Source organism: Pseudomonas sp. PDM27 (assembly GCF_019219205.1).
Lineage (GTDB): Bacteria > Pseudomonadota > Gammaproteobacteria > Pseudomonadales > Pseudomonadaceae > Aquipseudomonas > Aquipseudomonas laurylsulfatiphila.
Map to the genome: position 1 here is coordinate 525,404 of NZ_JAHUWF010000001.1, position 24,361 is coordinate 549,764.

Here is a 24,361-nt window from a genome sequence, read left to right on the forward strand (position 1 = left end):
TGTGCTGCCCTTTGCCTGTCAGGTGAACGCTATGGATACCTGATTCGTTTTGGAGCGCTCGCCACACAAACATTGACAGACATTAATTATAGTACGGCCGTTGCCTGCGGTCAGAGCGCTGTCCCCGTGCACGTCCGCCCTGGTCGCTTTGTGCCAGGCGCAATACCTGCAGAGCCTCCAGACAGTCCTTATTGCGATCGGCCCTGATCAACCCATGGCTGCCGATGTCGACCGACAGAATCGGCCAGGAGCGGACACTGCCCCCCCGGACGGCCTCAACGACAAAGCAGGCGTTCGAGTCAAGCGATAACCAGCGGCAGCATGCAATGGCCTCTGAACTGCCATTGACTGAATCCGAACGCGCCGATCATGCGTTGGTGCGCGAGCCCCGTGAGAATAGCTTGGCGAACTACGCAGGCAGTCCATCCGAGCAAGGAGATGGTCCAGCCCGGTCGGTGTCATCAGTGCCACGCGAACCTACGGTCCAGAGCGACAGCGCCAACAGCGCGCCCGTCGCGAACTATTGTGAAAAGGCCGTCTCGCGAGACGGCCTGGTTTCTCAGGATCGGAACAACCCGACCTATTCTCCGCGATGGCTTTCCATGTCGGCAATGATGTGTGCAGATACGTCGAACACGAGGCGGTCGTCTGACGGGCCCATGTTCAAGAATCGACAGGCGAAAGCCATTTCTTCCTCACTGTAGTGAAAAAGACAGGCGGCACAGAAAACGCTAGACATGTTCGATTCACTACATATAGACTCAATTCAACTGGTTCTGTAATAAAAACAACAGCGCTTTGAAAGGCGATCCAATGACAAATTTACGTGAAAAAATTACCGATGCCGCTCTGAAGCCGACCCCATCGGAGCGCAAGGTAATCCGTGTTTTGCTTGACCACTATCCACGAAGCGGACTCGGCGCAATGGCCCGCTTGGCGGAGCAGGCAGGCGTCAGCGACCCGACCATCATGCGGTTGGTGAAGAAGCTGGGATTTGGTGGCTACGCTGATTTCCAGGAAGCCCTGCTCAGCGAGATGGATCAACGCTTACGTTCCCCTATCACTTTGCTCCAGCCCCGTGCTCACTTGTCCCAGGACGATACCTGGACACTCTATTTGCAAGACAGCAGCCGCACCCTTCAAGAAACCCGGGCACTGACTCAGCCCGAAGATGTGCGTGTTCTCGTCGACTGGATCCTGGACAACCGGCACCAGATTTTTTGCTTCGGCGGTCGACTCAGCAGTTTCCTCGCCGGCTATTTGGTCAATCACTTGCGCTTGTTGCGTTCGGGATGCCACACGCTGGAAGACAATGCCCAACTTCCCGATCGGATGTATGACATTCAGCGCCAGGACGTCATCCTGCTTTTCGACTATCGCCGGTATCAGACCCAGGCACTGCGTGTCGCTACCGCAGCCAAGGCACGCAATGCCCGCATCGTTCTTTTCACCGACATTTACGTCTCTCCCCTGCGCGAACTGGCCGACCTGATCATCAGCGCCCCCGTCGAATCGGTCTCTGCGTTCGACACCCTGGTTCCCGCACTCGCCCAGGTGGAAGCCCTGATTGCCACCCTGACTCAACGCAGCAACAACCTCAATGATCGCCTGGAAGGTATTGATTCGCTGCGCGCCGGATTCGCCGCCCACCTCCTGGAGGAAAAATAATAATGTTCACCCTTCCCCATCACTCTCCGCGTGATTTGCCCTTCAGTTACGGCCAGACGGCCCTTTTACTGGTCGATATGCAGCGTGCCTGGCTGGATCCGCAGTTTGATCCTCACTTGCGAGGGCCAGGGGCGGAATACTTCCTGACTCGCGCTCAAACCACGGTGATACCGAACCAGGTAAAACTGCTGAAGGCGGTGCGCGGCGCTCGGCAAAATGTGCTGCACACCATTATCGAGAGCCTGACGGCAGATGGTCGTGACCGCTCGCTGGATCACAAGTTGTCGGATATGCACCTGCCCCGGGGCAGCTTCCACGCGGGCATTATTGATGAGCTGGCCGTCACCGAGAACGAAATCGTGCTGCCCAAGACCTCGTCGGGTGTATTCAACTCGACGAACATCGACTACGTGCTGCGCAATCTTGAAACCCGGCATCTGATCATCGCAGGGATTGTCACCGACCAATGTGTGGACATGGCCGTTCGCGATGCGGCGGACAGAGGCTATCTGGTCACACTGGTCGAGGATGCCTGCGCGACCTACACGGCACCAAGGCATCAAGCCTGTCTGGACGCCATCAAAGGGTATTGCTGGATCACCGACACTCAAACCGTCATCAACCGTTTGCAGGAGATGGGAGCATGAGCCTGTCCAGCGCAGATAAAACACCAATTGCACCAACGGCCCTGACCACCATTGTCACCACTGACTTGATTGGTGTGACGCGCGGGCGTTCATTTCCCAGCGACGAGCTTGAGAGTTACCGGGTTGCGGGCTGTGGCTGGGTACCTGCCAACAGTGCATTGACGCCACAGGACGTGGTGGCCTCCGATAACCCATGGGGATCCTGTGGCGATCTGCGCCTGATTCCGGACATGGGAAGCCGCGTCCGCGTGCCCAATGGCCCCGACGCCAATGCACCGGGTCTGGACTTCATCCACTCCGATATCTGCGAAACCGATGGACAGCCTTGGTCGGCCTGCCCACGCACATTGTTGCGCAATGAAATCCAGCGCTATCGCGACGAACTGGGTCTTGAGGTTACGGCAGCGTTCGAGCATGAATTCAACCTGGGCTATTTGGACCCGGCTAACTCGCACCACGCATTTTCCCTCGCCGCCCAACATCACGCCGCGTCCTTCGGTGGCTGGTTGTTGAGTGCCCTGAAAGCCGCCGGCGTAGAGCCGGAAATGTTTTTGCCGGAATACGGCAAGGCTCAATATGAAATCACCTGCCGCCCCATTCAGGGGGTCGCCGCTGCCGACAGGGCAGTGAACGTAAGGGAGATCACCCGCGAAATCGCCCGGCAGATGGGCCTGGACATCAGTTTTTCTCCAAAGCTGCAACCCGATGGGGTGAGTAACGGAGTGCATCTGCATATCAGTTTGCAGGATCAGGCTGGACACCCCGTCATGTACAGTCCCGAGCAAGACAATGGACTCTCGACACTGGGCCAGCACTGGGCCGCAGGGGTACTGAAGTATCTGCCAGCCCTGTGCGCATTCAGCGCGCCGACGCCCATTTCGTATCTGCGCCTGAAACCCCATCACTGGAGTGCTTCATATGCCAACCTGGGACAGCGCAACAGAGAGGCTTCACTGCGCATATGCCCGACTATCACTATCGGGGGCAAGTCACCCGCCAAACAATACAACCTGGAGTTTCGCCCGCTCGATGCGACGTCATCGCCGCACCTGACCATGGCCACAGTGCTGATGGCCGGCAGAATAGGCATCGAACACAAACTGGTTCTGGACGCTTCGGCCGATGAGTCGCCGGACACACTGAGTGAGGAACAACGTCAGGCACGAAACATCGTAGCCCTGCCTGGTTCCCTCAGTGAGGCATTGGCCAGTTTGCGCGACAGCAAGGAGCTGTTTGAGCAACTGCCGAAGCTACTCCTCGATGCGTACTTTGCCGTGAAAGCCCAAGAGCTGAAGTCGACGCAGACCATGACCCCTGCCGAACTGTGTGATCACTATGCACGACTCTACTGAAACACTGGAATACGGCTTGTACGACAAGCCGGTTTACACCGTGAGCCGGGAAAACGCCGAGCACGCGGTCATTCTGGTCTGCGAACACGCCAGCGCCTTTATCCCGCCAGAACTGGATGGTCTGGGCCTGACCGACGAGGCGGCCAGGCAGCACATCGCTTGGGACATCGGCGCGTTGGCGCTCGCCGAAAGCCTGTCGGAGGCACTCGGCGCGACATTGATATCCGCGAACTACTCCAGATTGCTGATTGATCTGAATCGGCCGCTCGAAGCGCTGGACAGCATCCCAGTTCGCAGTGAAATTTACGATGTGCTGGGCAATCAACGTCTGGATGGAGCGACACGGCAGTATCGGCAAGAACGTTTGTTCAAGCCCTTTCATCAAAAGCTGAGCGAACTGATCGACGCTCGACTGGCCATGGGCCGAGAAGTCAGGGTCATTGGGGTCCACAGTTTCACACCGGTCTATCACGGCCAGCCGCGCGCGGTTGAAGTCGGCATTCTGTTTGACCGTGCTCACACTTACGCGCATACGCTGATTCAAGGCCTGGCGGCTCACGACCTCAAGGTAGCGGCCAACGAACCTTACGAGATCAATCCTCTTGAGGATATGACGGTGCCCTTTCATGGCGATCAACGGGGCATCAACGCTGCACTCATTGAAGTGAGAAACGACTTATTGCAAAAACCGGAAGCTGTTCGGTCATGGTCAGACTACTTGGCTCCACTGTTGTAAATGCTGTTGCTTGTTAAATCGGTCATACAACTATAAAAAAACCGCCTAGGCGTCTTTTAACCTGCCGGGTTTAAAAAACCTGTTTCAGCCGTTATGCCGTTTCTGGTTGACGGGCTGAAATAGCCGCCTTACTTGCATACGGAAGTACCAAATCATGGCTATTGAAGATTTTGGTTATAAACAAGAACTCAAACGCAGCTTGTCGCTTACCGACCTGGTCATTTATGGAATGATTTTCATGATCCCGATAGCTCCATTCGGAGTCTACGGGTACGTGAACAGCGAAGCTCCCGGGATGGTACCGCTGGCCTACATCATTGGCATGGTTGCCATGCTGTTCACGGCACTGAGTTATGGGAGCATGGCTCGCGCCTTCCCCATCGCCGGATCTGTGTACTCTTACGCGCAACGCGGGTTGCATCCCAATGCCGGATTCATCGCCGGGTGGCTACTGTTACTCGACTACCTGCTGATCCCGCCATTGCTGTATATCTATGCGGCCATCGCGCTGAATCACCTGTATCCCGCCATTCCGAAAACAGGTTTCATTCTTGCGTTCCTGATAACTGCCACGCTCGTTAACCTGCGCGGCATGACCTTCACCGCTCGAATGAACATCCTCTTTTTACTGGCACAACTCATTGTCCTTGGCATTTTCCTGGCCTGTGGCTGGAACGCTTTGCACACAGGGGCCGGGAACGGGCACTTGACGCTCTCGCCTCTGTACAACCCTGTAGCATTCAGCTTTCCCTTGATGATGCAGGCCGTTTCCATCGCGGTACTTTCATTCCTGGGCTTCGATGCCATCTCCACCTTGGCAGAAGAAACCAAGGGCGATGCCGGACGCAGCGTGGGAAGAGCTGCATTGATCAGCTTGTTGGTCATGGGCGCCATCTTTGTCGCACAGACCTGGCTGGCCACCGATCTGGCGGCGGGTATGGGCTTTACTTCCGCAGATTCCGCGTTCTATGAAATAGCAGAGATTGCAGGAGGAAGCTGGCTGGCCTCACTGACTGCAATCGCCACTGCGCTGGCCTGGGGCGTTGCTGTCTCCATTACCTCTCAAGCCGCGGTTTCGCGATTGCTGTTCGGGATGGCTCGGGATGGGAAACTTCCCAGGATTTTGGCGAAAGTACACCCGAAATACAGTACGCCCTATGTGAGTATCTATATGGTCGCCGTACTGTCGATGATCATTTGCTATTTTTTCATCGACACCGTAGACACGCTGACATCGTTAGTTAACTTCGGCGCACTCAGTGGCTTCATTATCCTGCACATTACCGTTATCAACTATTACTGGCGCCGCATGAAGTCCCGTGCCATTTGGCGCCACCTGATAACCCCTGTACTGGGTTTCACTATCACTTGCGCGATCATGTACAACATGGGGCTCGAGGCACAGAAGCTGGGGTGCATCTGGATAGTGGTGGGACTTTGTTATCTATGGGCACTTAACCGCAAAGGTTTAAATCTGGAGTTGTCCAAGGACATCTAGGTTTTGAAAGCTGCTACCTGATTCATAGCTTGTCGTATACCTGAATGACTGCCCCTTAAACAGGCGCAGCGCCGACTGCTGCTCGAAAAGCAATGCTAAAAATGTTGATTAACTGCTCTCCACTTGCCGCCGAGGACAAAGATATGACGCGATATATTGATGTAAATGACCTGAGCCAACTGGTATCACGCAAAGGCATCTGTGCCTTTATTTCCGAAATGGCGGAGTACATTCGCGAAGACTACCTTCGTTGGCACGACTTTGAAAAATGCGCACGTTTAGCCAATCACTCTGCCGAGGGGGTCATCGAGTTGATGCCCGTTTCGGATGCGTCGCTGTACGCCTTCAAATATGTAAATGGCCATCCCAAAAACACCCTGAGCGGCATGCTGACGGTCATGGCGTTTGGTGCCATTGGCGATGTCGAAACCGGTGAGCCCGTGTTGCTCAGCGAGATGACCCTGACGACAGCGATCCGTACCGCAGCCACCTCAGCGCTGGCTGCGCGATACATGGCCCGTCCTGACTCGCGCACCATGGCGCTAATCGGCAATGGATCACAAAGCGAGTTCCAGGCCATTGCCTTTCACACAATACTGGGCATCGACGAAATACGATTATTCGATATCGACCCCCATGCCACCCGAAAGTTGGCCGCCAACCTCAAAGGATTTCCTGGCATCAAGGTTGTCGTTACCTCAAATATCGCAGACGCTGTAAAGGGCGCCGATATCGTGACCACGGTGACCGCAGACAAAGCCTACGCAACCATTTTGACTCCGGAAATGATCGAGCCTGGCATGCACCTGAATGCGGTCGGCGGTGACTGCCCCGGCAAGACGGAGCTGCACCGTTCGATTGTCGAAATGTCACGGGTTTTCGTTGAGTACGAGCCACAGAGTCGCATCGAAGGTGAAATTCAGCAAATGCCAGCCGATTCGCCAGTTACCGAATTCTGGCGTGTCGTGAGCGGCGAAGTCGGCGGTCGCGAAAACGTAAAAGAAGTAACGCTGTTCGATTCAGTCGGCTTTGCGCTGGAAGACTACTCGGCCCTGCGTTATGTACTGGAGGTCGCACAAGCGTTCGATATCGGCCGCACAATTGAGTTAGTACCGGAACTGTCCGATCCCAAAGACTTGTTTGCCAGGCTGACCCCAGTATCCGGGGTCGCACAGAAAAAACGTGCCTGATCATGCACCGGTCGATAAAAAAGAACATCGAATAACTGTATTTCAGTAAATCAACGGCAGGTGCACTTTGGACAGCTATCGAAGGCCTTATCTGACCTCGAACAATGTGAGTGTAGATGTGGCTTTTGATAGCTTTTAAAAAGCCAGTCACGAAAACCGTTCAACTGAAATCGCGAGAAACTTTCAAAAAAACTCGACTGACCCTCTTCTAGCGCCAAACTTAAAACGACCCCGACTATTTCCTTTTAAAAAAACAGATGAGGCTGAAATGGCTACCACCACACTCGGCGTAAAACTGGACTCCCGAACACATAATCGGCTGAAAACTGCAGCGCAGAGCCTAGACCGAACGCCCCACTGGTTCATGAAGATAGCGATTAGGGAGCTTATTGAAAAAGTAGAGTCGGGCAGCAAAATTGAATGCATTATTGATGAGGAACTTCTGCCTGATGACACATTGAGGCATAGCGTTGCAATACGTAATCGCCGGGAAAATTTCTAATTCCTACTTTTGAGAGAACTGTCCTATCACTGTTTTTATCGGCAGCATCGCCTTGATCGAGAACATCAATCGATGCAGGCCGGTGACATTTGGGCTGACGCGTTGTTTTCACGAGGCGAAAGATACGCCATGGGGTCAATATTTTTCCTACTTCCATTTCTGCAAACTCCGTTCAGCCATTTTTTCTCCTTCGTGACAGGCAGTAAGCGGCCACGAGCTGCCTTTCACCTGTCCACAGAAAGACAGCCTGGAGGCTGCTGAACGTTTACTCGGCCACCCTCCCGTTCTCGCTGGCGACAAGATGAGCGTCAGTCGTGAAGCCCATGAACCGGGATTACTCACTCCATAGAATGATTCTGTCTGGCGGGTATCGGTCGATTGCACCCCTTCGAGACAGGCAACAATCGACCAACAGTTGCCGCTGGCTGGAGCGATGGCAAATGTGCACCTATGCTTGGGTCGGCTGGAAGAACTGATCGAGCATTCCGTGCTGCTCCGTCACCTGCGCGCAATATCCGTCAAAGGTCATCCGGGCGTTTCAGTTTCAGCACACCTTCGATGACCTGGAACCAGGCTGTGGTTTGCCTGGCTTTCGAAAATCCTTGCGCCATGCCCTTCCTCAGTTTGAGTCATCGATACTTCAAACTTCCCCCCGGGAGACACCCATGGCGCACCTTCTCAAACCCATCGCCGTACTCACGTCCTTCTTTACCCTGATGTTGCCGGTGCTGACCTCGGCGCAGGCGGCCACCGACATTCCACCCGCCATCAAGACGCCGGACCGTGTCGAGACCCGAATCGGCGTGCTGGAATTCAAGGATGGCGCGCCAAGCGCCGAAACTGCCCGGAATGTCTATGACACACTGGCGTTCACACGGGGTGTCGATGCCTTCGTGAACAGTTTTTCCGGCGCCTCGGCCTATGCGATTCGCGAGGGTTTCCACAGCATTGGCGCTGAAGACAACTCGGTGGTCATCTTCTCCGAGTTGATGGACTCCAACTCGCTCTTTCTCACGGCCAACGCCGATACGATCTACTCGGTGGCAACCCTCGACCTGACGAAAGGACCCTTGGTGATTGAAGTGCCACCCAAGGCCCTCGGCACGCTCAATGACATGTGGTTTGGCTGGATCATCGACATTGGCGCACCCGGACCTGATCGGGGTGAAGGGGGTAGATACCTGATTCTTCCACCCGGCTACGAGGGTCCTGTTCCTGATGGCGGCTACTTTGTCGGCCGCTCCAAGACCAACCATGTGCTCTACGCCGTACGTGCCTTTATGGAGAACAACGACCCGAAACCTGCCGTTGACCTCATCAAGGAAAAACTCAAGATCTACCCCTACACGCCGGGTGGCCACGGCACCAGCATTGCCACGGCACTCGAAGGCAAAATCCGCTTGGAGCCCATCCCCCCGATACCGCCAACGAAGTTCATCGAGGGCAGTGGCAAATCCTTCAACACCATCCCGCCCAACGATTTTTCCTACTTCGAGATGCTCGACAAGCTTGTACAGCTGGAACCTGCCACCTCGTTCAGCCCGGAACTCATGGGCCAATTGGCGGCCATTGGTATCGTGAAGGGCAAACCCTTTGCGCCGGACGAGCGGATGAAGAAGATCCTCAGCGACGCGGCAGCCGTGGGCAACGCCGCTGGACGAGCGCTGAACTGGCGTGGCGCCGAGTATCCCGGCTGGGCCTATTACCCGAACTCGATGTGGGCCAACATGCTGTGGCAAGGCGGCTTCAATTTTGAAACACCGCCGCCGTTGATCACCAAGGAAGGCCTGTTCAAGCCATTGCCACCGACTGGCGCGCGCACGCTTGATTCGCGCACGGCCTTCTACTACGGCTACACCATGGATTCGCCGGGCATGATCATGCGCGTGCCCAATGTAGGCTCGCAGTACCTCATGGGTTTTACTGACGCCGACAAGAACCCCTTCGATGGCGCAAAGACCTATAAGGTGACCCTGCCACCCAAGATCCCTGCGGCGAAATTCTGGTCCTTCACCGTCTACGACAACCAGACGCGCTCCATGCTCCAGACACCACAGCGCTACCCCCGTGCCGGCAGTCAAACCTACCCGTCACCGGCGGCCGTCGAAAACGCGGATGGTTCCATGACCATCTACTTCGGCCCTTCCAGACCTGCGGACGCCAAAGCCGGCAACTGGATACAAACCATGCCGGACAAGGGCTGGTTCATGCTCCTGCGCCTCTACAGCCCCCTTGAGTCGTTCTTCACGAAAGCGTGGCGCCCGAGCGAGGTCGAACTGGTTCGGTGAGATAAACACAGGCCGGTCAGCACTACTTCCCAGTCGGTGCTGACCGCCCTGTTAATGCCGACGCAATCAACTGTCCGGAATGTGCTTTTTTCGAAAGAAAAATGGCAGTGCATTGCCCTGGTTTTTGACCCCGACCAGGGCTTTTTTGATGGCTGATTGGCTTATACCCCCCGATTTTCACCCTGGAATATGCAAAAAAAGACGAAAAAATCGACGGGACTTTTATCCGCCCCCCGACCCGCCGAAAGCCAGTCATGGTGCTGGCTGCGCCCTCCAGTGATGGCAATATGCGACCATTTTCGGCACTGCCGTTGGTCAGCAAAATTGATCAAAAAATGAACGGAGACGGCTTTTTTCGTTCAGAATACGCAACAGGTCACACGGGCTCCGATGCTCAGCTGACTCAAGAAGCGGAAGTTAAACCTCATATAGACGCCCAGTGCGAATGAGGTTTTTTGTTACCTGAAAATGGAACTAACCGAATGATCAAAAAGTTCATTCGCTAAACTCGCTTTTTTCTTCGCAGCACAACGCCGCAAGATTAAACAATAGAAATTGCTGGATCCTGACTGCAGTCAGCAACGGATAAATTCAACTAGCCGTGCTGAAGTCATGTTGATCCACTAAGAGTACAAAGAGGTAATCATGGAACTTGGTATACTGACTTCGCCAGCCGCGGAATATATTCGCTTGGGCGTTGTATATTTCCATCTTATCGCCTGCTGCGTGGCAATCGGGCTTGTGTTGACCAGTGACATTGCCATGGTCAAGCAACTCCTGAAGGGGGATGTGTCGGGTCACCATGATGACGCGCATCTGGAAAGCCTTCAAAAAACCGTATCGCTTGCACTTGTAGCGCTTTGGATTACAGGCATTGCTATTGTCGGAATAGATTATGCCGGCAAGGGGATGGAATATTTCCTCAATCCAAAGTTGCAAGCCAAAATCGGCATCGTTGTGCTGTTGACCTTTAACGGTTTCCTGTTGCATAGCGCTGTATTGCCGGCACTGAAGAAAGCCGGTTCGATACTCAAACTCTCCTTCAACCTGCGCATGCTGGCGCTGTTCTCCGGCGCGCTCTCTGGTGTGTCCTGGTTTTATGCCGCCATGCTCGGTGTCGGTCGTCCGCTGGCCTGGAAATACTCGCTGGTCGAGTTGCTGGCGGCCTATCCGGTTCTCATCGTCGGTGGCTTTGGAATGATGGTGCTGCTCACCGTCTGGGCGAAAAACAAAAACGCTGAAGGCCGTATGGAGCAACGTACCTGGGGAACCGGAAACGCTGCTCTGGCTGGCTGGTGAAGTCAGGTTGAACAAGCCCGTTCAGCCTTTGCCAATGAATTCCGTTTTTAACTATTTACCCATCTCACTTTTCTCACTTGAGGATATCCAAATGAAATCCATGAAAGCTCTCTTCGTCATCGCCGCGCTTACCGCTTCTTCTCTGGCGATGGCCACCGGTGGTGGTGACAAGACATTCAATCGCATGGAGTCGGCCCGCAAGGTCTCGATGGAAGCCTTCCAGGTTGCGCAGAAGCAGAAGGCTGAAGCCGCTGTCGCTCAAAGCAAGGCCAAGGCGACCAATCGCAGCAACGGCTGATCGGTGTAGCGCGACCGCGCAACACGATGGCAAAAAAGGGACTTCACGGAGTCCCGGGGCACACAAATAACGAAATATCGGTGTTCCCCGCCATTACGTGAACGAACAAAAAAAGTCGCAAACCCTGCAGGGTTTGCGACTTTTTTTCGATACGTCCTTCAAATTCCCGGGACGTTTTCTACGGGTATGCCTGCCGTTGCGTTGCGTGCAGGCCTAGTTCTGTACCTCAACCACGTCGACATCCGGGGCGTCTGGAGCGTCAGGGGCGTCCGCCACATCTTCTCGGGCTTCCCTCGCCTTGGCCTTGGCCGCCTCTCTGGCCGCGTTCGCATCGGCCTTGGCGTCGTTCCGGGCAGCATCTGCAGCAGCCCGGGCTGCATCTCTGGCTGCATCTGCGTCTGCCTTGGCAGCGTCCCTGGCGGCATCTGCAGCGGCTCTCGCAGCATCTCTGGTTGCATCCGCACCCGCTACACCTGCAGCTTTTGCAGCGTCACGGGCAGCATCCGCCGCAGCTCTGGCGGCATCTCGGGTTGCATCTGCATCAGCTTTCGCAGCATCCCGGGCTGCGTCTGCATCAGCTCTGGCAGCGTCTCTGGCTGCATCTGCGTCATTTTTGGCAGCGTCCCTGGCTGCATCTGCGGCATCGTTGTCAGCCCTATTGGCCTTATCGGCTCTATCGGCTCTATCGGCTCTATCGGCCTTATCGGCTCTATCAGCCTTATCGGCCCTATCAGCCTTATCGGCTTTATCGGCTTTATCGCCACGGGCATTGCCTGGGCCTGCGTTTCCGGCAACACCACCATGGTCAGCATCGCCGCGGCCCATGCCGCCATGTCCTGCGCCACCGTCACCGCCACCATCGCCATGGCCACCGCCAGCGTTACCGCCTCCGCCATTACCACCGTGACCACCGCCTCCGGAGCCTCCGTTGCCGGAGCCACTGCCGCCACCGTGACCACCACTGTTACCACCACCGCCGCCACCGTGGCCGCCTCCGCCGTCACCACCATGACCGCCGCCTCCGGAGCCACCGCCGCCACCACCACCGTGACCGCCACCGCCTCCGTTGCCTCCTCCGCCTCCTCCGCTGCCGCCACCACCGCTGCCGCCATCTTTGGCATGCACGCTGGAGAAGCTACCGACATAATCGGGCACCAGCACAGTCGATGCAGACAGGACTGCGCCAATTGCCAGGGCCAACAAACATTTTTTTAGAAGCATGATGCACCTCCGCTTGGAGTTGCGTAGTCATGTCCGTATCGAACGCAATGTCCAGTGAGTTCCCGGCCGCCCATTGGAGCGGCCAGCCAACCGGCACGGCCATTAATTTGCAGCAAAAACAAGCAACTGCGGTTTCCGAACGATCCTTCAGAGCCAGTCGGCATCTGTGCGTGGGAAATATTCCCACACTTTCAGATTAGGCCTGTCAGCCCGTGTGTCAACCACCGACCATCCGGACTGAAGCAGGCGCAGGCCTGGGTTGAGACGACAAAACCCATCGGGGCCCGGAAACTGGCGGGTATCAGTAGGTGTGGGTGAACACCAGTCCAGCCTCGCCATCCGGGCTCGCATCGGAATACCCCTTGACGGCATACAACTGAAATTTCCAGTTCTGATTGAGCTTGTGCGTGAGGAAGAGGGTGAGTTCCTTGATCTGGTCGCCCGTGGATACGACCTTCTGCCGCCAGTCGTAGGACACCCCCGCCGTAGTGCGCGCGTACACGGGCATGGCGAAGCCCAGGCCGGCGAATATCGGGTTGTCGAAGTCGGAGCCTGACGGATCGCCGAATTTTTTCCAGCCCAGCGTGGCGAACCCGGTCACCCGGCCGAAGGCCTTGGCGACATCGACCTGGGCGGAATAGTCGGTTTTGCCGGTGCCCAGGCACTTGTCTTCGTCGGCTGTGGGCAACTTGACCTTGCCGATCAGGTCCACGAACAGCCCGCCAATGTTGCCGTCCAGCACGGCATAGTCGGCACCGGCGACAGTGTCGCCCAAACCGCTTTCCACTTTGTCGCAACCGCCGGGCAACGGCTCGCCGTCAGGGCCGACCGAAGGATTGGTGATGCGCAGCCAGGGCACAGTGAGCTTGTAGGTCATGGGACCGGTTTCGTATTTGCCGACCAGCGGGACGTACCAGGTTTCGGAAGTCGTGCCGGTGCCATAATCGCCCCGGGAGTAGTCGGTTCCGATCGAGGTCGAGAAGGTATCGGCCAAGGCCGGCAAGGCCAGGCTGGCCAGGCTGGCCAGGCTGGCCAGCCAACCGACGAGCAGGATGCGCTTGGGGTCCATGTTCACCTCGTGTCTTGCGTCATCGAAGTTCACACGCAGGCTTTGTTGCGTGACTTACACAGCCTAGTGACTTATGGCGCAAGTGCATCATGCCTTCACTGTTTAACCCGACTTGCCAGAGCGGTCGACTTTTTCAATGGTCTCGACTTTTTCTACTTTTTCTACTTTTTCTACTTTTTCGACCTTCTCGACTTTTTCTGGCCGATCAACCTTGTCTACTTTCTCAACCTTTTCTGGCCGATCGACTTTCTCGACCTTCTCCGGACGTTCGACTTTTTCGACTTTTTCGACTTTTTCGACTTTCTCTACCTTCTCTACCTTCTCTACCTTCTCTACCTTCTCTACCTTCTCGACCCTCTCCACTCTCTCGACTTTGCCGGATTGCTCGACCTTCTCGACACGCTCCGACTTGCCGGACTTGTCCACGTCCACATCCACATCCACATCCACGCGTTCGATCCTGTCGCCACCGCCATGACTGTCATTGCCCCCGTGGCGAGTATTGTCGGCGACGCTGCCACCGCTCTCGGAGCGGCCACTCCTGTCACTGCCCGAGTTCCCCGAATCCCGCGAGTTGCCGGAGCTGTTGGAGCTGTTGGAGCCGCTCGAGTCGCCGGCGCTGTTGAAATCGTCCGAGCTGCCCGAATGGCCCGAGCCGCTTGAGTCGTCCGTGTTTTGCTCGCTGTTTCGAACCCGCCCGTGCTGGTTGCTGGCGGGTGAATCGGAGCGCTCGCGAGGCAATTCGATACGCGTGGCCTGTACCTCCCGCGCGCCGCTGAACACGCCGGTAACCCGCACGCGTCGATCCAGCGTCAGCTGCGAAGACTGCACACCGGCAAACACGGTGTCGCTCGCCATCGTCACATTGAAGCCCCCCACCACCAGGCGACGGTCCTGCCGGCCCTGTACCAGGCCCTCGATCACCGCATTGTGTGCCCGGCCAATGAACGGCAGGCTCGGGTCGGGGCGACTCTGGCTCACCTCCAGTTCGCGGCCCGACCACTGGCCGCGCACCAGCATTTCCTGCGCCGGCCCCGGATGGTTGCCGAGTTTGAGCCCCTGCAGATAACCGCTGCGATCGATCGGGCCGATGGCGCTGGCCTCCTTGAGGCCGGGCGCACGGTCGATGCGGCTGGCCACCACTTCACCACGGGCATCACGCAGCCCGCTGACCCGTACGGGATCACCCGCACGCAGGCCGGGAGCGACTTGAGCACCGTTGGCCAGGCGTACCGGTTGGCCCATGACACGCATGGGCATGGAGTCTCTGGGCAGGGCTGTCAAAGGGCCTTCGTAGACATGCAGGATAGCAATGCGCCCGGCCTCCAGACCGCGCCGGGAATTGAACGCTTCCACGGCAACCACCTGGCCTACTGCCAGGCGGGTGCTGGTGGCGGCAATGCCGTTCTCACTCACAGGGACGTTTTTGTTGAAGTGCACTTCCACGCCATTGACGCAGATCGAGGCGAACCCGGTGATGGTGCCGACAATGCCGGTGCCGCCGATTCCGCCGTTGTCGTTGCTGATGCCGGTGCCACCCACGCCGCCGGCGACGGCACCGGTGCCACCAATGCCGCCTGGGCGTTTGTTCAGCGGTGCGCCGGTACCGCCCACCCCGCCATTGTCGGTGCCGATGCCCGTACCGCCCATGCCGCCAGGCGCCGCGCCCGTACCGCCGGTGCCACCCGGAGCCTGGATGAGCGGCACTTCACTGCTGCCCGCGTCATTCTGGCTGACACAGGCCGGCGCGGCTTGCAACACAATCGCAAACCCGAGGCCCAGAGCGAGGGCGGCTGCTCGAATCAGGCGCAGATGGATGGTCATGGCTTGGGAGCCGTCGGTGAGTTGGGATCGCAAGGTTCAGTGTAGAAGTACAGGCCGACCGTGATGCGCTGGCGCGGTTCGAGGCTGGGCAGGTCGCGAAACTCCAGCTCGGCGGCGAGTCGATTGAAGCTCAACAGGGCCTGCATTCCCTCGCTGGCAACGGCCTCGCGCAGCGCCTCGACGCTCATCGGGGCCAGTGCGTCATAGTGGACGCTGCGTTCAAAAAAGGCCGGGCCTTCGCTGCTCAAGTTGTGTACCGCAGCGCAGGCATGATCGTGCAGGTTATGCCCCAGGTAAGCCGCTTTCTCATCGAAACCCTTTTGCGGCACGAAGGCCTGGGCTTCGAGGTGCACACGCTCCTGTTCGTCAAGGCGCACGACGCCCAGGCGCAGCCACTCGTCCAGCACCACCCGCGCCCTGATATCCGTGCTGACCTTCGCCACCAGGGCATCGAAGGAACGGTCGCCGCCGACACTGGCCAAACGAGGCAGCGGCAATGGCTGGCCGGTGTCGTTGCAGAAGGGAGCGCTGTTCCAGGCGTTGACCAGTTGCGCACCGAAGGTGATGTTTTCCGGAAGCGTGGAAGTAGCGGGGTCGCCGGTGTTGCGCAAACGCCGTACGTCCTTGCGATGCACACCGGTGAGCAGGCTGATGCGGCTGTCGGTCGGTGCCTTGTCGCCCAGACGGAACTCACGGTCCGCCACATCGACGAACACCTCCTTGAGCAGGTCGGCGAAAACCAGGTACGTGACGCCTTTGCGCAGCATCAGGCGTACCAGCGGCCGCATGACATGGCGCAGGGCTTTGAGGAGCGAAGTGGGCAAGGTAGTCGATTGCATTCAGCGCATTCCCGGACAGTTAACCCCAGTATAGCTGCGTGGGAAATAATCCCATGAATGCAGGCAGTATTTTTTACGTGCCCCCATGCAAAACCGGTCTCCCGGGTTCTGCATGGGGCATCAGGCCGCTTCAGGTCCGGCTGTTGTCGTCGCCGGGTTCGCCGCCGGTGTGGACGCCCTTGTCGTCACCCGGCTCGCCGCCGACGTGAACGCCATGATCGTCACCTGGCTCGCCGCCGACATGAACGCCGTGATCGTCACCTGGCTCGCCACCGACGTGAACGCCGTGATCGTCACCTGGCTCGCCACCGACGTGAACGCCATGGTCGTCACCCGGTTCTGCATGGGTGCCACTGCGACCGGAGTTCGAGTTTCCAGTACCCGCATGGCCTGAATTCCCATTGCCATTCCCATGGTCGCTGCCGCTATGGCCACTGTTGCCGCCATTGCCACCGCTGTTACCACCGTGGCCTCCACTACTGCCACCGCCGTTGCCACCGTGGCCTCCACTACTGCCACCGCCGTTACCACCGTGGCCTCCACCACCGCTACCACCACCGCCGTTGCCACCGTGGCTTCCACCCCCGCCACCGCCGTTACCACCACCACCACCACCACCACCACCACCACCACCACCACCATCCTTGGCATAGGCAGTGGCGTCATGGGAAATGGAGTCCGGTACCAAAACGATGGAGGCCGAGAGGACGCCACCGATCGCCAGCGCCAATAAACCTTTCTTGAAAAGCAGGTAAGTGTTCATCGTGCATTCTCCTGGTGATTTACCGCGAGCAGTGCCAACGCGATCCGCGTTGTAATCCGGGAGCGGCATGGGAGTAAGCTTTGTTGTTTATCCTGAAATCTTGGCGTGGGAATTTTTCCCACTCGATGAAAGCTAGCCCTTTCTGGCTCCGGGTCAACCCACGCAGGAAAAAGCCGACCGACGGTGGGACACGTCAGCACCCGGCGTAAATGGATAACGCTGTGTGAAAGCAATCGAATCACCGGCAGAACGCCAATGGCTCATGGACGAGTGGCCGAGAGGCCTCTACCCCGGGTGATCACCGAGACGTCAAGGCGGCTCGGACACGACCTGAAAGACCACCCATAGGGGTAATGCTGTTCACTTAAGAGATAGAGCGAACAATAAGCAACCTGTGGCGAGGGAGCTTGCTCCCGCTGGACTGCGCAGCAGTCCCCTGCTCTTTAGGGAAAGGAGGGGCCGCTTCGCGCCCCGGCGGGAGCAAGCTCCCTCGCCACAGATGCAGTATTACCCCCATAAGGGGAGCGCCATGCCCGCTCCCCTTTTTGAAACACAGCATTCCAAATGCTCTGTCTCGGCACCCGCGATCAGTCGTGATGTTTGTGTTTATGTTTGTTCTTGTGTTTATTCTTATGCTTGTAGCCCGAATCGTGGTGGTCGTCGTCATCGGCCATATTGTTGCCGATCGCACCACCTGCTGCGCCGCCCAGACCCGCGCCGATCAGGCCACCGGTGGAACCACCGACACTGTTGCCGATGACCTGGCCACCCGCTGCACCGAGACCTCCGCCAATAGCGGACTCGGTCTTCTTGCCACTCTTGGCGGTCATCGCGCCCCCGGCCGCGCCACCGACGCCGGCGCCGATTGCAGCGCCAGTGCTACCGCCCATAGCCTGACCGACCACGCTGCCAAGAGCGCCGCCGACACCGCCACCGATAGCCGTGTTGGTGGCTTCGCCGGCGAGGGCGTACTGCGATACAAGCAGACTTAATGCAACAACAGTGAATGACTTACGCATCAGACGGACCTTTAGGAACACACAAAAGGAGAAAGTCTGTTGGTACGAAACAGCCAGGTCAACAGATATTCGGCCGTGCACTGCAAACAAGGGAGCCCCGCAACAGCGGGACTCCCTTCGGTCTAGCCCCTGGGCTGCGGATTCAGCACCGTAACGGCCTTGGTTTTCCTGAAAAAAATGCCGTAGACAACCGAAAGCACCAGCAAGAACGGCACACCGAACACCAGGGTCATCTTGAAGGCTTCTGTGAAGTAGGTCGTGATCATCACAGCGCCCATCAGGACCAACCCCAACAATGTGCTGTAGGGAAACAGACGCATGCGGAACGACAATTTACGGTTGCCATTGCGTTCATGAAAACGACGGAAACAGTAGTGAGTGAGGAAGATCATGAACCAGGTAAAGATCGCGCCGAACATCGAGATCGCCATCATCAGGGTGAACGAACTTTCCGGGTACAGGATGTTGAGCAAGGTCGCCAGGGCGATCCCCGAACTTGAAAGCAACAGCGCGTTCAACGGGATGCCGGTCTTGCTCAACACCCCCATGGATTTTGGTGCGTAGCCGGCTCGAGACAGGCTGAACATCATGCGCGTAGTGATGTACAACTGGCTGTTCATCGCCGACAACGCCGCGATCAGGATCACGAAATTCATCACACCGGTGGCGCCGGGAATCCCGATGGCCTGCATGACCGTGACGAACGGACTCTGGGCATGGCCAGCCTGGACCCAAGGCACGATCGCCAGCATCAATGCCAGGGTCAACAGGTAGAACACCACCAGGCGCACGATAGTCCCGCGAAAGGCTTTCTTCACCGCTTGCTCCGGATCCTTCGCCTCACCGGCCGCCACTGCGATCATCTCCACACTCAGGTAGCTGAAGATCGACACGATCACCGCAATCCACATCCCTTGCAGGCCATTGGGGAAGAAACCGCCGTGAGCGGTGTAATTGTGCACGCCGTATTCCGGATTGCCGGAACCGAACACCACATACACCGCCAGGATAATGAAGCCGACAATCGCGCCGATCTTGATGGTCGAGAACCAGTACTCGAAGGTACCGAAGGTCTTCACGCTGATGGCATTGAGCACGATCAACACGCTGGAGAACGAGACGATCCAGATCCATTCCGGCACGTTGGCAAACCAGTACTTCATGTACATCGCCACCGCCGTCACTTCCGTACCGACCGCGAGCACGATCGCCGCCCAATAGGCATAGCGCACCAGGAACCCGGCCAACGGGCTGACATAAAATTCGGCATAGGCGCCGAACGAACCCGAGGTCGAATGGGCCACGGTCATTTCCGCCAGACAGCCCATCAGCAGCAAGGTGATGATTGCGCCAATGGCATAGCTCAACAGCACGCTCGGCCCGGCATAACCAATGGCATAGGCGCTGCCCATGAACAGCCCGGTGCCGATTGCACCACCAATGGCGATCATGCTCATCTGCCCCGACGTCAGTTGACGCCGCAGGCCATGTTCACGGTTGGATATCGTTTCGAAACCGCAGTTATCGGTCATTTCTATGTCCTCTGGATTTTGTCTTTCTTGAAGAGCACGTTGTGGGTTAAACGGTGGGGATCAGCCACGCACAGCAGGACACGGATCAGAAAATACTCAGTGGATATTCGACGATCACCCGGACTTCGTTGTTGTCCGTGGTGTCGGCCCGGGCGACCTGTGCGGTGGAACGCACACTGGCCTGACGCACGCGTATTGATAGGTCCCTGGCCTTGCCCGACTGCACGACATAGCGCGCCTCGAGGTCGCGTTCCCAACGCTTGCCGTCATCGCCGTAACGCCCATAGGCGCCATTGGGGCCGCCGTCGTAATGGCTGTCATCGATGTGGTCGCCACTGACGTAACGCGACATGAAGCTCAGCCCCGGTACGCCGAAAGGCGCCATGTCCAGGTCATAGCGCAGTTGCCAGGAGCGTTCGTTGGGGGCGTTGAAGTCGAGGACCTGAATCGAGTTGGCGAGAAAAATCGACGTGCCCGGTTGCTGGTCGAAACCCAGGTAATCGAACGGTTCTTCGCCATCGACCCGCTGGTACGCCAGGGTCAACCGATGAGCGCCGAACCTGTACGCGGTGGCAAACGACCAGGTGGTGTTGTCGATCCTTCCGGCCAGGCTGTCGCCGTTATCGTTGGTGCGGTAGAGATTGAAATCCAGGTTCAGCGACTGGTCTGGCGTCAGCACATAGGTGTAATTGACGTTGCCGTAGTACTGCCGCCAGATGTCGGTGAACTGCGAACCGTACAGGCTGACACTCAACTGATCGCTCAGCGCATAGCTGCCGCCCAGGTAATCGACGCTGCGGGTTTCCACCCCGGCGTACAGCGCTTTAAGGGCGCCATCGGCATTGGTCGAATTATTGTCATTGCCGGCAGTGAAGTGGCCAATGTCCAGTTGCAATGCCTTGAGCTCATTGCTGGTCAGCTGGAAGCCGGTGGCACTGCTGGTGAACAGTCGCGCATTGCCGGTGCCGAACACCGGATTGAGCGGTGTCAGGTTGCCGTACTTGAGCTCGGTCTGCGAAATCCGCGCCTTCAGCGCACCACCGGCTTCGGAGTACTCATCCTCGGGACGGCCATCGGAATCGACCGGCAACAACCCTGTGCCCGTGCGCCCCTTGCCACTGTCGAGCTTGATGCCCAACTGCGCGTAGGCATCGACCCCGAAACCCACCGCTCCCTGGGTGTAGCCGGAGCGGTAGTCGAGCATGATCCCGTGGGCCCACTCGTCCCGATAGTTCTGACCGCCGGGGTTGTTGAGGTTGTTGCGGTAGAAATAGAAGTTGCGGTTGGTCAGGGTCAGGCTGCTGTCTTCGACAAATCCGTTGTCAGAGGCGGCACAGGCCATTTGGCCAAGGCAACTGGAGATGGCGAGCGGCAAGGCAGGCCAGAGGGACAGTTTCATTCTGCGTGCTCCTTATTATTGTGATTGCAGAACTGGTTATTGCCGGCGACCGAACGCCCGCTGCGGGAAAATGCCCGCAGCTGGACAAGGACGCCGCAAGGTTCAAGTCACGCTGTGGCGAACCTGGTATCGCGCTTGCGACCAGGTGTTCCGGTCGAGGATCTCGCCGAGGATCTGCACCGCATCCCAGACCTCGGTGAAGGTTGTGTACAACGGGGTGAAACCGAACCGCATGATGCGCGGTTCGCGATAGTCACCAATCACGCCACGGTCGATCAGGGCCTGGATCACCGCATAACCTTCGGGGTGTTCGAAGCTGACATGACTGCCGCGTCTGGCGTGTTCGCGCGGCGTGATCAACTTCAGTTCGTGAGCCGCGCAACGCTGCTCGACCAGTTCGATGAACAGGTCCGTCAGGGCCAGGGATTTGCGGCGCAGGCTGGCCATGTCCGTTTGGGCGAACACGTCCAGGCCGCACTCGACCATCGCCAATGAGGTGATCGGTTGAGTGCCGCACAGGTAACGCGCGATGCCGCTGCTCGGCTCGTAATGCGACTCCATGGCGAATTGCCGCGAGTGCCCGAACCAGCCGGACAAGGGTTGCGGCACCAGATCGCACAATGACGGCGAAACCCAGACAAAGGCCTGCGATCCCGGCCCGCCATTGAGGTACTTGTAGGTGCAGCCGATGGCGTAGTCGGCACCCGCCTGGTGCAGATCGACCGGTACTGCGCCTGCGGAATGCGCCAGGTCCCAGATGGCCAGCGCGCCACATTCGTGGGTCAGCGCGGTCAGGGCCTGCATGTCATGCATGTAGCCGGTCTTGTAATTGACGTGGGTGAGCATGACCACCGCCGTGTCCTGGTCAATGGCTTGCGGCAAGGCTTCAGGACTGTCGACCAGGCGCAGGGTGTAACCCTGTTGCAGCATCTGCGCCAGGCCTTCGGCGATGTACAGGTCGGTGGGGAAATTGCTCGATTCGCTGACGATCACTCGCCGCTGGGGTGACCTTGTGGCCTGTACGCGCAAGGCAGCGCTCAGCACTTTGAACAGGTTGATCGAGGTGGTATCGGTCACCACGACTTCACCCGCCCCCGCGCCGATCAAACCCGCCAGGCGGTCGCCCAGACGCTCGGACAGCTCGCGCCAGCCAGCGCTGTTCCAGCTGCGGATCAAGCCATTGCCCCATTCCTCGGCGACCACCGCTTGTGCCCGCGCCAATGCCGCGATCGGCCGCGCACCGAGGGAATTGCCATCGAGGTAGATAATCCCTTCGGGGAGCGCAAATTGCTGGCGCAGGGGCGCCAGAGCGTCCTGGGCATCAAGCGCCAGGCAACTGTTTCTTGTCGTCATCGAGTGTCCTGTTTTTTTGTCATGGGACGCCATCCGGGCGGGTTGCATCAGCCGGATCAGGCGCCCTGGTTCAAGGCGATCAACTTGCCTTTGGGTAGAGAGATAATGAACGAACCTTTGGAGAATTTTCGTGCAAAGTAACCAGCCATGTAGTAGTTATTTCGCAGATAATTCGAATCCAATACCCATAAACGCGGATTTATTCAAACCATGAATCTTGACTCGACAGACCTGCGAATCCTGCATCAGTTGCAACAGGATGGCCGAATCAGCAATCAGGAGCTGGCGGAGAAAGTCGCCTTGTCACCGTCGGCCTGCCTGCGCCGGTTGCGCCTGCTGGAAAGCGAAGGAATCATCACCGGCTATCGCGCGGTACTGAATGCCGAACGGTTGGGCATCGAGCTGGAAGCCATCGTCCATGTGTCGTTGCGACAGGACGTCGAGGACTGGCACGAGACCTTCATCAAGAAGGTCCAGCAGTGGCCGGAGGTGGTCACCGCCTATGTCATTACCGGGGCGAGCAACTATGTGTTGCGGGTCCAGGCCCGCAACCTCAAACACTTCTCGGATTTCATCGTCAATCACCTCAACCGCACCGCCGGCGTCACCGACATACGTTCGGAGATCGTCCTGCAGAAAATCAAGGAGCGCGAGCAGTTGCTCGATCTGGTGGTACGCAAGTAAGACCGCAGCGTCCCTCAGAGCCCGTGCAGGCGCCGGGCCTCCTTGCGCTGCAACGTCATGCTCGGGGTTTCGTCGAACAACTTGCGGTACTCGGTGGAAAAACGGCCCAGGTGCATGAACCCCCAGCCCATGGCTATCCCGGAAATGTTGCGTGCCGAGCCGTGCTCGAGAATCTCCTGGCGTACGGCATTCAGGCGATACTTTTTCAGGTAGGCCATTGGCGACAAGGCGAAGTACTTCCTGAACGCGTCGAACAACTTGAAGCGTGAAACACCGGCAGCAGCTTCGATGTCCTCCAGGTGCAACGCTTCGCGGGCGTTGTCGTGGATGTACTGTCGAGCCCTGACCAGGTAGTGCGGCAATTTCACGCCCAACGCGTCCCGCAGTTCCTGCGAATAGTTGTTGGGCTGGGCGAGGATCAAGCCCTTGATCAGCGAGCTTTCAATGTCCCGGGTGAAGGCCACCTGCTCGAAGAGTTCACTGCTTCGCTCCAGCTCGTCGATGAAATAACGCGCCATGCGCCACCACGACGCCGACGCCCCATCGATCGCATCCATCATCGGTTCGAAGCGCAGCGGCGCATCCAGTGGCCGTTGCAGCATCCCTTCCAGAGCCTCGCTCATCGCCACTCGGGTAATCACCACCTGGACCTTGCGACAGTCACCGGAAATCGCCAGCAGTTGGTGTTCATTGGGGGAAATGATGACCCCTTGATCGCGGTCGGACCTGACCACGCTGCCCGCCTTGCTCAGCTCCTGTTCGCCCGACAACGGCAGGCTCAGGCTATAGCTGCTGAAGTGCTCGGCGTCTTCGATATCGATGGTGACGTCGGTGCCGTATTCGATGGTGCCCAAGGTGGTGGCCATCGATTTGAACATGTTGGCGTTGTGATGAAAGCGGATCCGTTCGGGGGTCGCGCTCACGAGTCGATGGGGTCCGCAAATACCGGACATCCAGCTTCTGGCAGCCTCCAGGTCATCGCTGTCGACACGAATGTCGCGAAACTGCGGATCCACTTTGCTACTCATCATGGTGCACTCACGGAGTCTGGTTCTGCGCGCTCTGGTGGCGCTTGTCAGGCGGGACAGGAGCAACTTCCACGCCATAAAACGTCGACACCGAATTAACGGATAGTGATTGGCAACTAAGCGGACAAGACATGGCTGGCGAAGCCGCAAAA

General features: G+C 57.8%; 23 protein-coding genes. 12 read left to right on the plus strand and 11 right to left on the minus strand.

The genetic code is table 11. From position 1 onward, the window contains the following. Positions 1 to 813 precede the first annotated feature (813 nt). The 7 genes from KW838_RS02440 to KW838_RS29765 all read left to right on the plus strand — a co-directional run bounded on the left by KW838_RS02440 (position 814) and on the right by KW838_RS29765 (position 7,593). Positions 814 to 1,668, plus strand: a complete 855-nt coding sequence (locus tag KW838_RS02440) for a MurR/RpiR family transcriptional regulator (RefSeq protein ID WP_218500240.1) — start codon at positions 814 to 816, stop codon at positions 1,666 to 1,668. A 2-nt stretch (positions 1,669 to 1,670) separates the two neighbouring features. After that, positions 1,671 to 2,315: an isochorismatase family cysteine hydrolase gene (locus tag KW838_RS02445; RefSeq protein WP_218500241.1), complete on the plus strand. Its 645-nt coding sequence runs from the start codon at positions 1,671 to 1,673 to the stop codon at positions 2,313 to 2,315. Next, complete coding sequence (locus KW838_RS02450; RefSeq protein ID WP_218500242.1) at positions 2,312 to 3,667, plus strand: glutamine synthetase family protein; 1,356 nt, start codon at positions 2,312 to 2,314, stop codon at positions 3,665 to 3,667. Before KW838_RS02445 ends, KW838_RS02450 begins: the two co-directional genes overlap by 4 nt. Next, positions 3,651 to 4,403 carry an N-formylglutamate amidohydrolase gene (locus KW838_RS02455; RefSeq protein WP_218500243.1) on the plus strand — a complete coding sequence of 251 codons (753 nt, stop codon included), beginning with the start codon at positions 3,651 to 3,653 and terminating at the stop codon, positions 4,401 to 4,403. The genes KW838_RS02450 and KW838_RS02455 overlap by 17 nt, the downstream gene beginning before the upstream one ends. A 154-nt stretch (positions 4,404 to 4,557) precedes the next feature. Then, the gene (locus tag KW838_RS02460) at positions 4,558 to 5,901 is read left to right on the plus strand and encodes an APC family permease (RefSeq protein WP_218500244.1); all 1,344 of its coding nucleotides are present in this window, start codon (positions 4,558 to 4,560) and stop codon (positions 5,899 to 5,901) included. A 143-nt stretch (positions 5,902 to 6,044) separates the two neighbouring features. Continuing rightward, complete coding sequence (locus tag KW838_RS02465; RefSeq protein ID WP_218500610.1) at positions 6,045 to 7,091, plus strand: ornithine cyclodeaminase; 1,047 nt, start codon at positions 6,045 to 6,047, stop codon at positions 7,089 to 7,091. Between the two features lie 268 nt (positions 7,092 to 7,359). After that, positions 7,360 to 7,593, plus strand: a complete 234-nt coding sequence (locus tag KW838_RS29765; RefSeq protein ID WP_371317810.1) for a transcriptional regulator — start codon at positions 7,360 to 7,362, stop codon at positions 7,591 to 7,593. Here the strand turns inward: KW838_RS29765 and KW838_RS02470 are convergent. Then, positions 7,517 to 7,750, minus strand: a complete 234-nt coding sequence (locus KW838_RS02470) for a hypothetical protein (protein ID WP_218500245.1) — start codon at positions 7,748 to 7,750, stop codon at positions 7,517 to 7,519. The two genes, KW838_RS29765 and KW838_RS02470, sit on opposite strands and share 77 nt — an antisense overlap. A gap of 508 nt (positions 7,751 to 8,258) precedes the next feature. Between KW838_RS02470 and KW838_RS02475 the strand changes: the two genes are divergently transcribed. From KW838_RS02475 to KW838_RS02490, 4 genes are all read left to right on the plus strand, one after another. Next, positions 8,259 to 9,881 (plus strand): DUF1254 domain-containing protein, encoded by a 1,623-nt coding sequence (locus KW838_RS02475; protein WP_218500246.1) that lies wholly within the window; start codon positions 8,259 to 8,261, stop codon positions 9,879 to 9,881. 254 nt (positions 9,882 to 10,135) lie between these two features. Then, positions 10,136 to 10,330, plus strand: a complete 195-nt coding sequence (locus KW838_RS02480) for a hypothetical protein (protein ID WP_218500247.1) — start codon at positions 10,136 to 10,138, stop codon at positions 10,328 to 10,330. Between the two features lie 196 nt (positions 10,331 to 10,526). After that, positions 10,527 to 11,180 (plus strand): hypothetical protein, encoded by a 654-nt coding sequence (locus KW838_RS02485; RefSeq protein ID WP_095967121.1) that lies wholly within the window; start codon positions 10,527 to 10,529, stop codon positions 11,178 to 11,180. A 91-nt stretch (positions 11,181 to 11,271) separates the two neighbouring features. Continuing rightward, a complete protein-coding gene (locus KW838_RS02490) occupies positions 11,272 to 11,478 on the plus strand; it encodes a co-regulatory protein PtrA N-terminal domain-containing protein (protein ID WP_095967122.1) in 207 nt (68 codons plus the stop codon). Positions 11,479 to 11,945: 467 nt separating this feature from the next. On the opposite strand, the gene KW838_RS29370 is transcribed toward KW838_RS02490, so the two are convergent. The 9 genes from KW838_RS29370 to kynU form a co-directional block, all read right to left on the minus strand. Then, positions 11,946 to 12,623, minus strand: a complete 678-nt coding sequence (locus tag KW838_RS29370) for a hypothetical protein (RefSeq protein ID WP_256358695.1) — start codon at positions 12,621 to 12,623, stop codon at positions 11,946 to 11,948. A 377-nt stretch (positions 12,624 to 13,000) separates the two neighbouring features. Beyond that, positions 13,001 to 13,768 carry a hypothetical protein gene (locus KW838_RS02500; protein ID WP_218500248.1) on the minus strand — a complete coding sequence of 256 codons (768 nt, stop codon included), beginning with the start codon at positions 13,766 to 13,768 and terminating at the stop codon, positions 13,001 to 13,003. Positions 13,769 to 13,870: 102 nt separating this feature from the next. Beyond that, a complete protein-coding gene (locus KW838_RS02505) occupies positions 13,871 to 15,592 on the minus strand; it encodes a DUF5666 domain-containing protein (protein WP_218500249.1) in 1,722 nt (573 codons plus the stop codon). Then, a complete protein-coding gene (locus KW838_RS02510) occupies positions 15,589 to 16,431 on the minus strand; it encodes a DUF6502 family protein (RefSeq protein WP_218500250.1) in 843 nt (280 codons plus the stop codon). The genes KW838_RS02505 and KW838_RS02510 overlap by 4 nt, the downstream gene beginning before the upstream one ends. Positions 16,432 to 16,561: 130 nt before the next feature. After that, positions 16,562 to 17,194: a hypothetical protein gene (locus tag KW838_RS02515; RefSeq protein ID WP_371317811.1), complete on the minus strand. Its 633-nt coding sequence runs from the start codon at positions 17,192 to 17,194 to the stop codon at positions 16,562 to 16,564. Positions 17,195 to 17,781: 587 nt separating this feature from the next. Continuing rightward, positions 17,782 to 18,213, minus strand: a complete 432-nt coding sequence (locus KW838_RS02520) for a glycine zipper domain-containing protein (protein ID WP_218500251.1) — start codon at positions 18,211 to 18,213, stop codon at positions 17,782 to 17,784. Positions 18,214 to 18,335: 122 nt separating this feature from the next. Beyond that, complete coding sequence (locus tag KW838_RS02525) at positions 18,336 to 19,745, minus strand: amino acid permease (protein ID WP_102699920.1); 1,410 nt, start codon at positions 19,743 to 19,745, stop codon at positions 18,336 to 18,338. An 85-nt stretch (positions 19,746 to 19,830) separates the two neighbouring features. Then, on the minus strand, positions 19,831 to 21,144 hold the full coding sequence (locus KW838_RS02530; protein ID WP_218500252.1) for an OprD family porin: 1,314 nt from the start codon (positions 21,142 to 21,144) through the stop codon (positions 19,831 to 19,833). A gap of 102 nt (positions 21,145 to 21,246) precedes the next feature. After that, positions 21,247 to 22,497 carry a kynureninase gene (kynU, locus tag KW838_RS02535; RefSeq protein WP_218500253.1) on the minus strand — a complete coding sequence of 417 codons (1,251 nt, stop codon included), beginning with the start codon at positions 22,495 to 22,497 and terminating at the stop codon, positions 21,247 to 21,249. Between the two features lie 210 nt (positions 22,498 to 22,707). On the opposite strand from kynU, the gene KW838_RS02540 reads away from it, so the two are divergent. Then, positions 22,708 to 23,181, plus strand: coding sequence for an Lrp/AsnC family transcriptional regulator (locus KW838_RS02540; RefSeq protein WP_007971266.1), 474 nt, complete (start codon positions 22,708 to 22,710; stop codon positions 23,179 to 23,181). Positions 23,182 to 23,195: 14 nt separating this feature from the next. On the opposite strand, the gene KW838_RS02545 is transcribed toward KW838_RS02540, so the two are convergent. After that, positions 23,196 to 24,209 (minus strand): helix-turn-helix domain-containing protein, encoded by a 1,014-nt coding sequence (locus tag KW838_RS02545; RefSeq protein WP_218500612.1) that lies wholly within the window; start codon positions 24,207 to 24,209, stop codon positions 23,196 to 23,198. Positions 24,210 to 24,361: the final 152 nt, after the last annotated feature.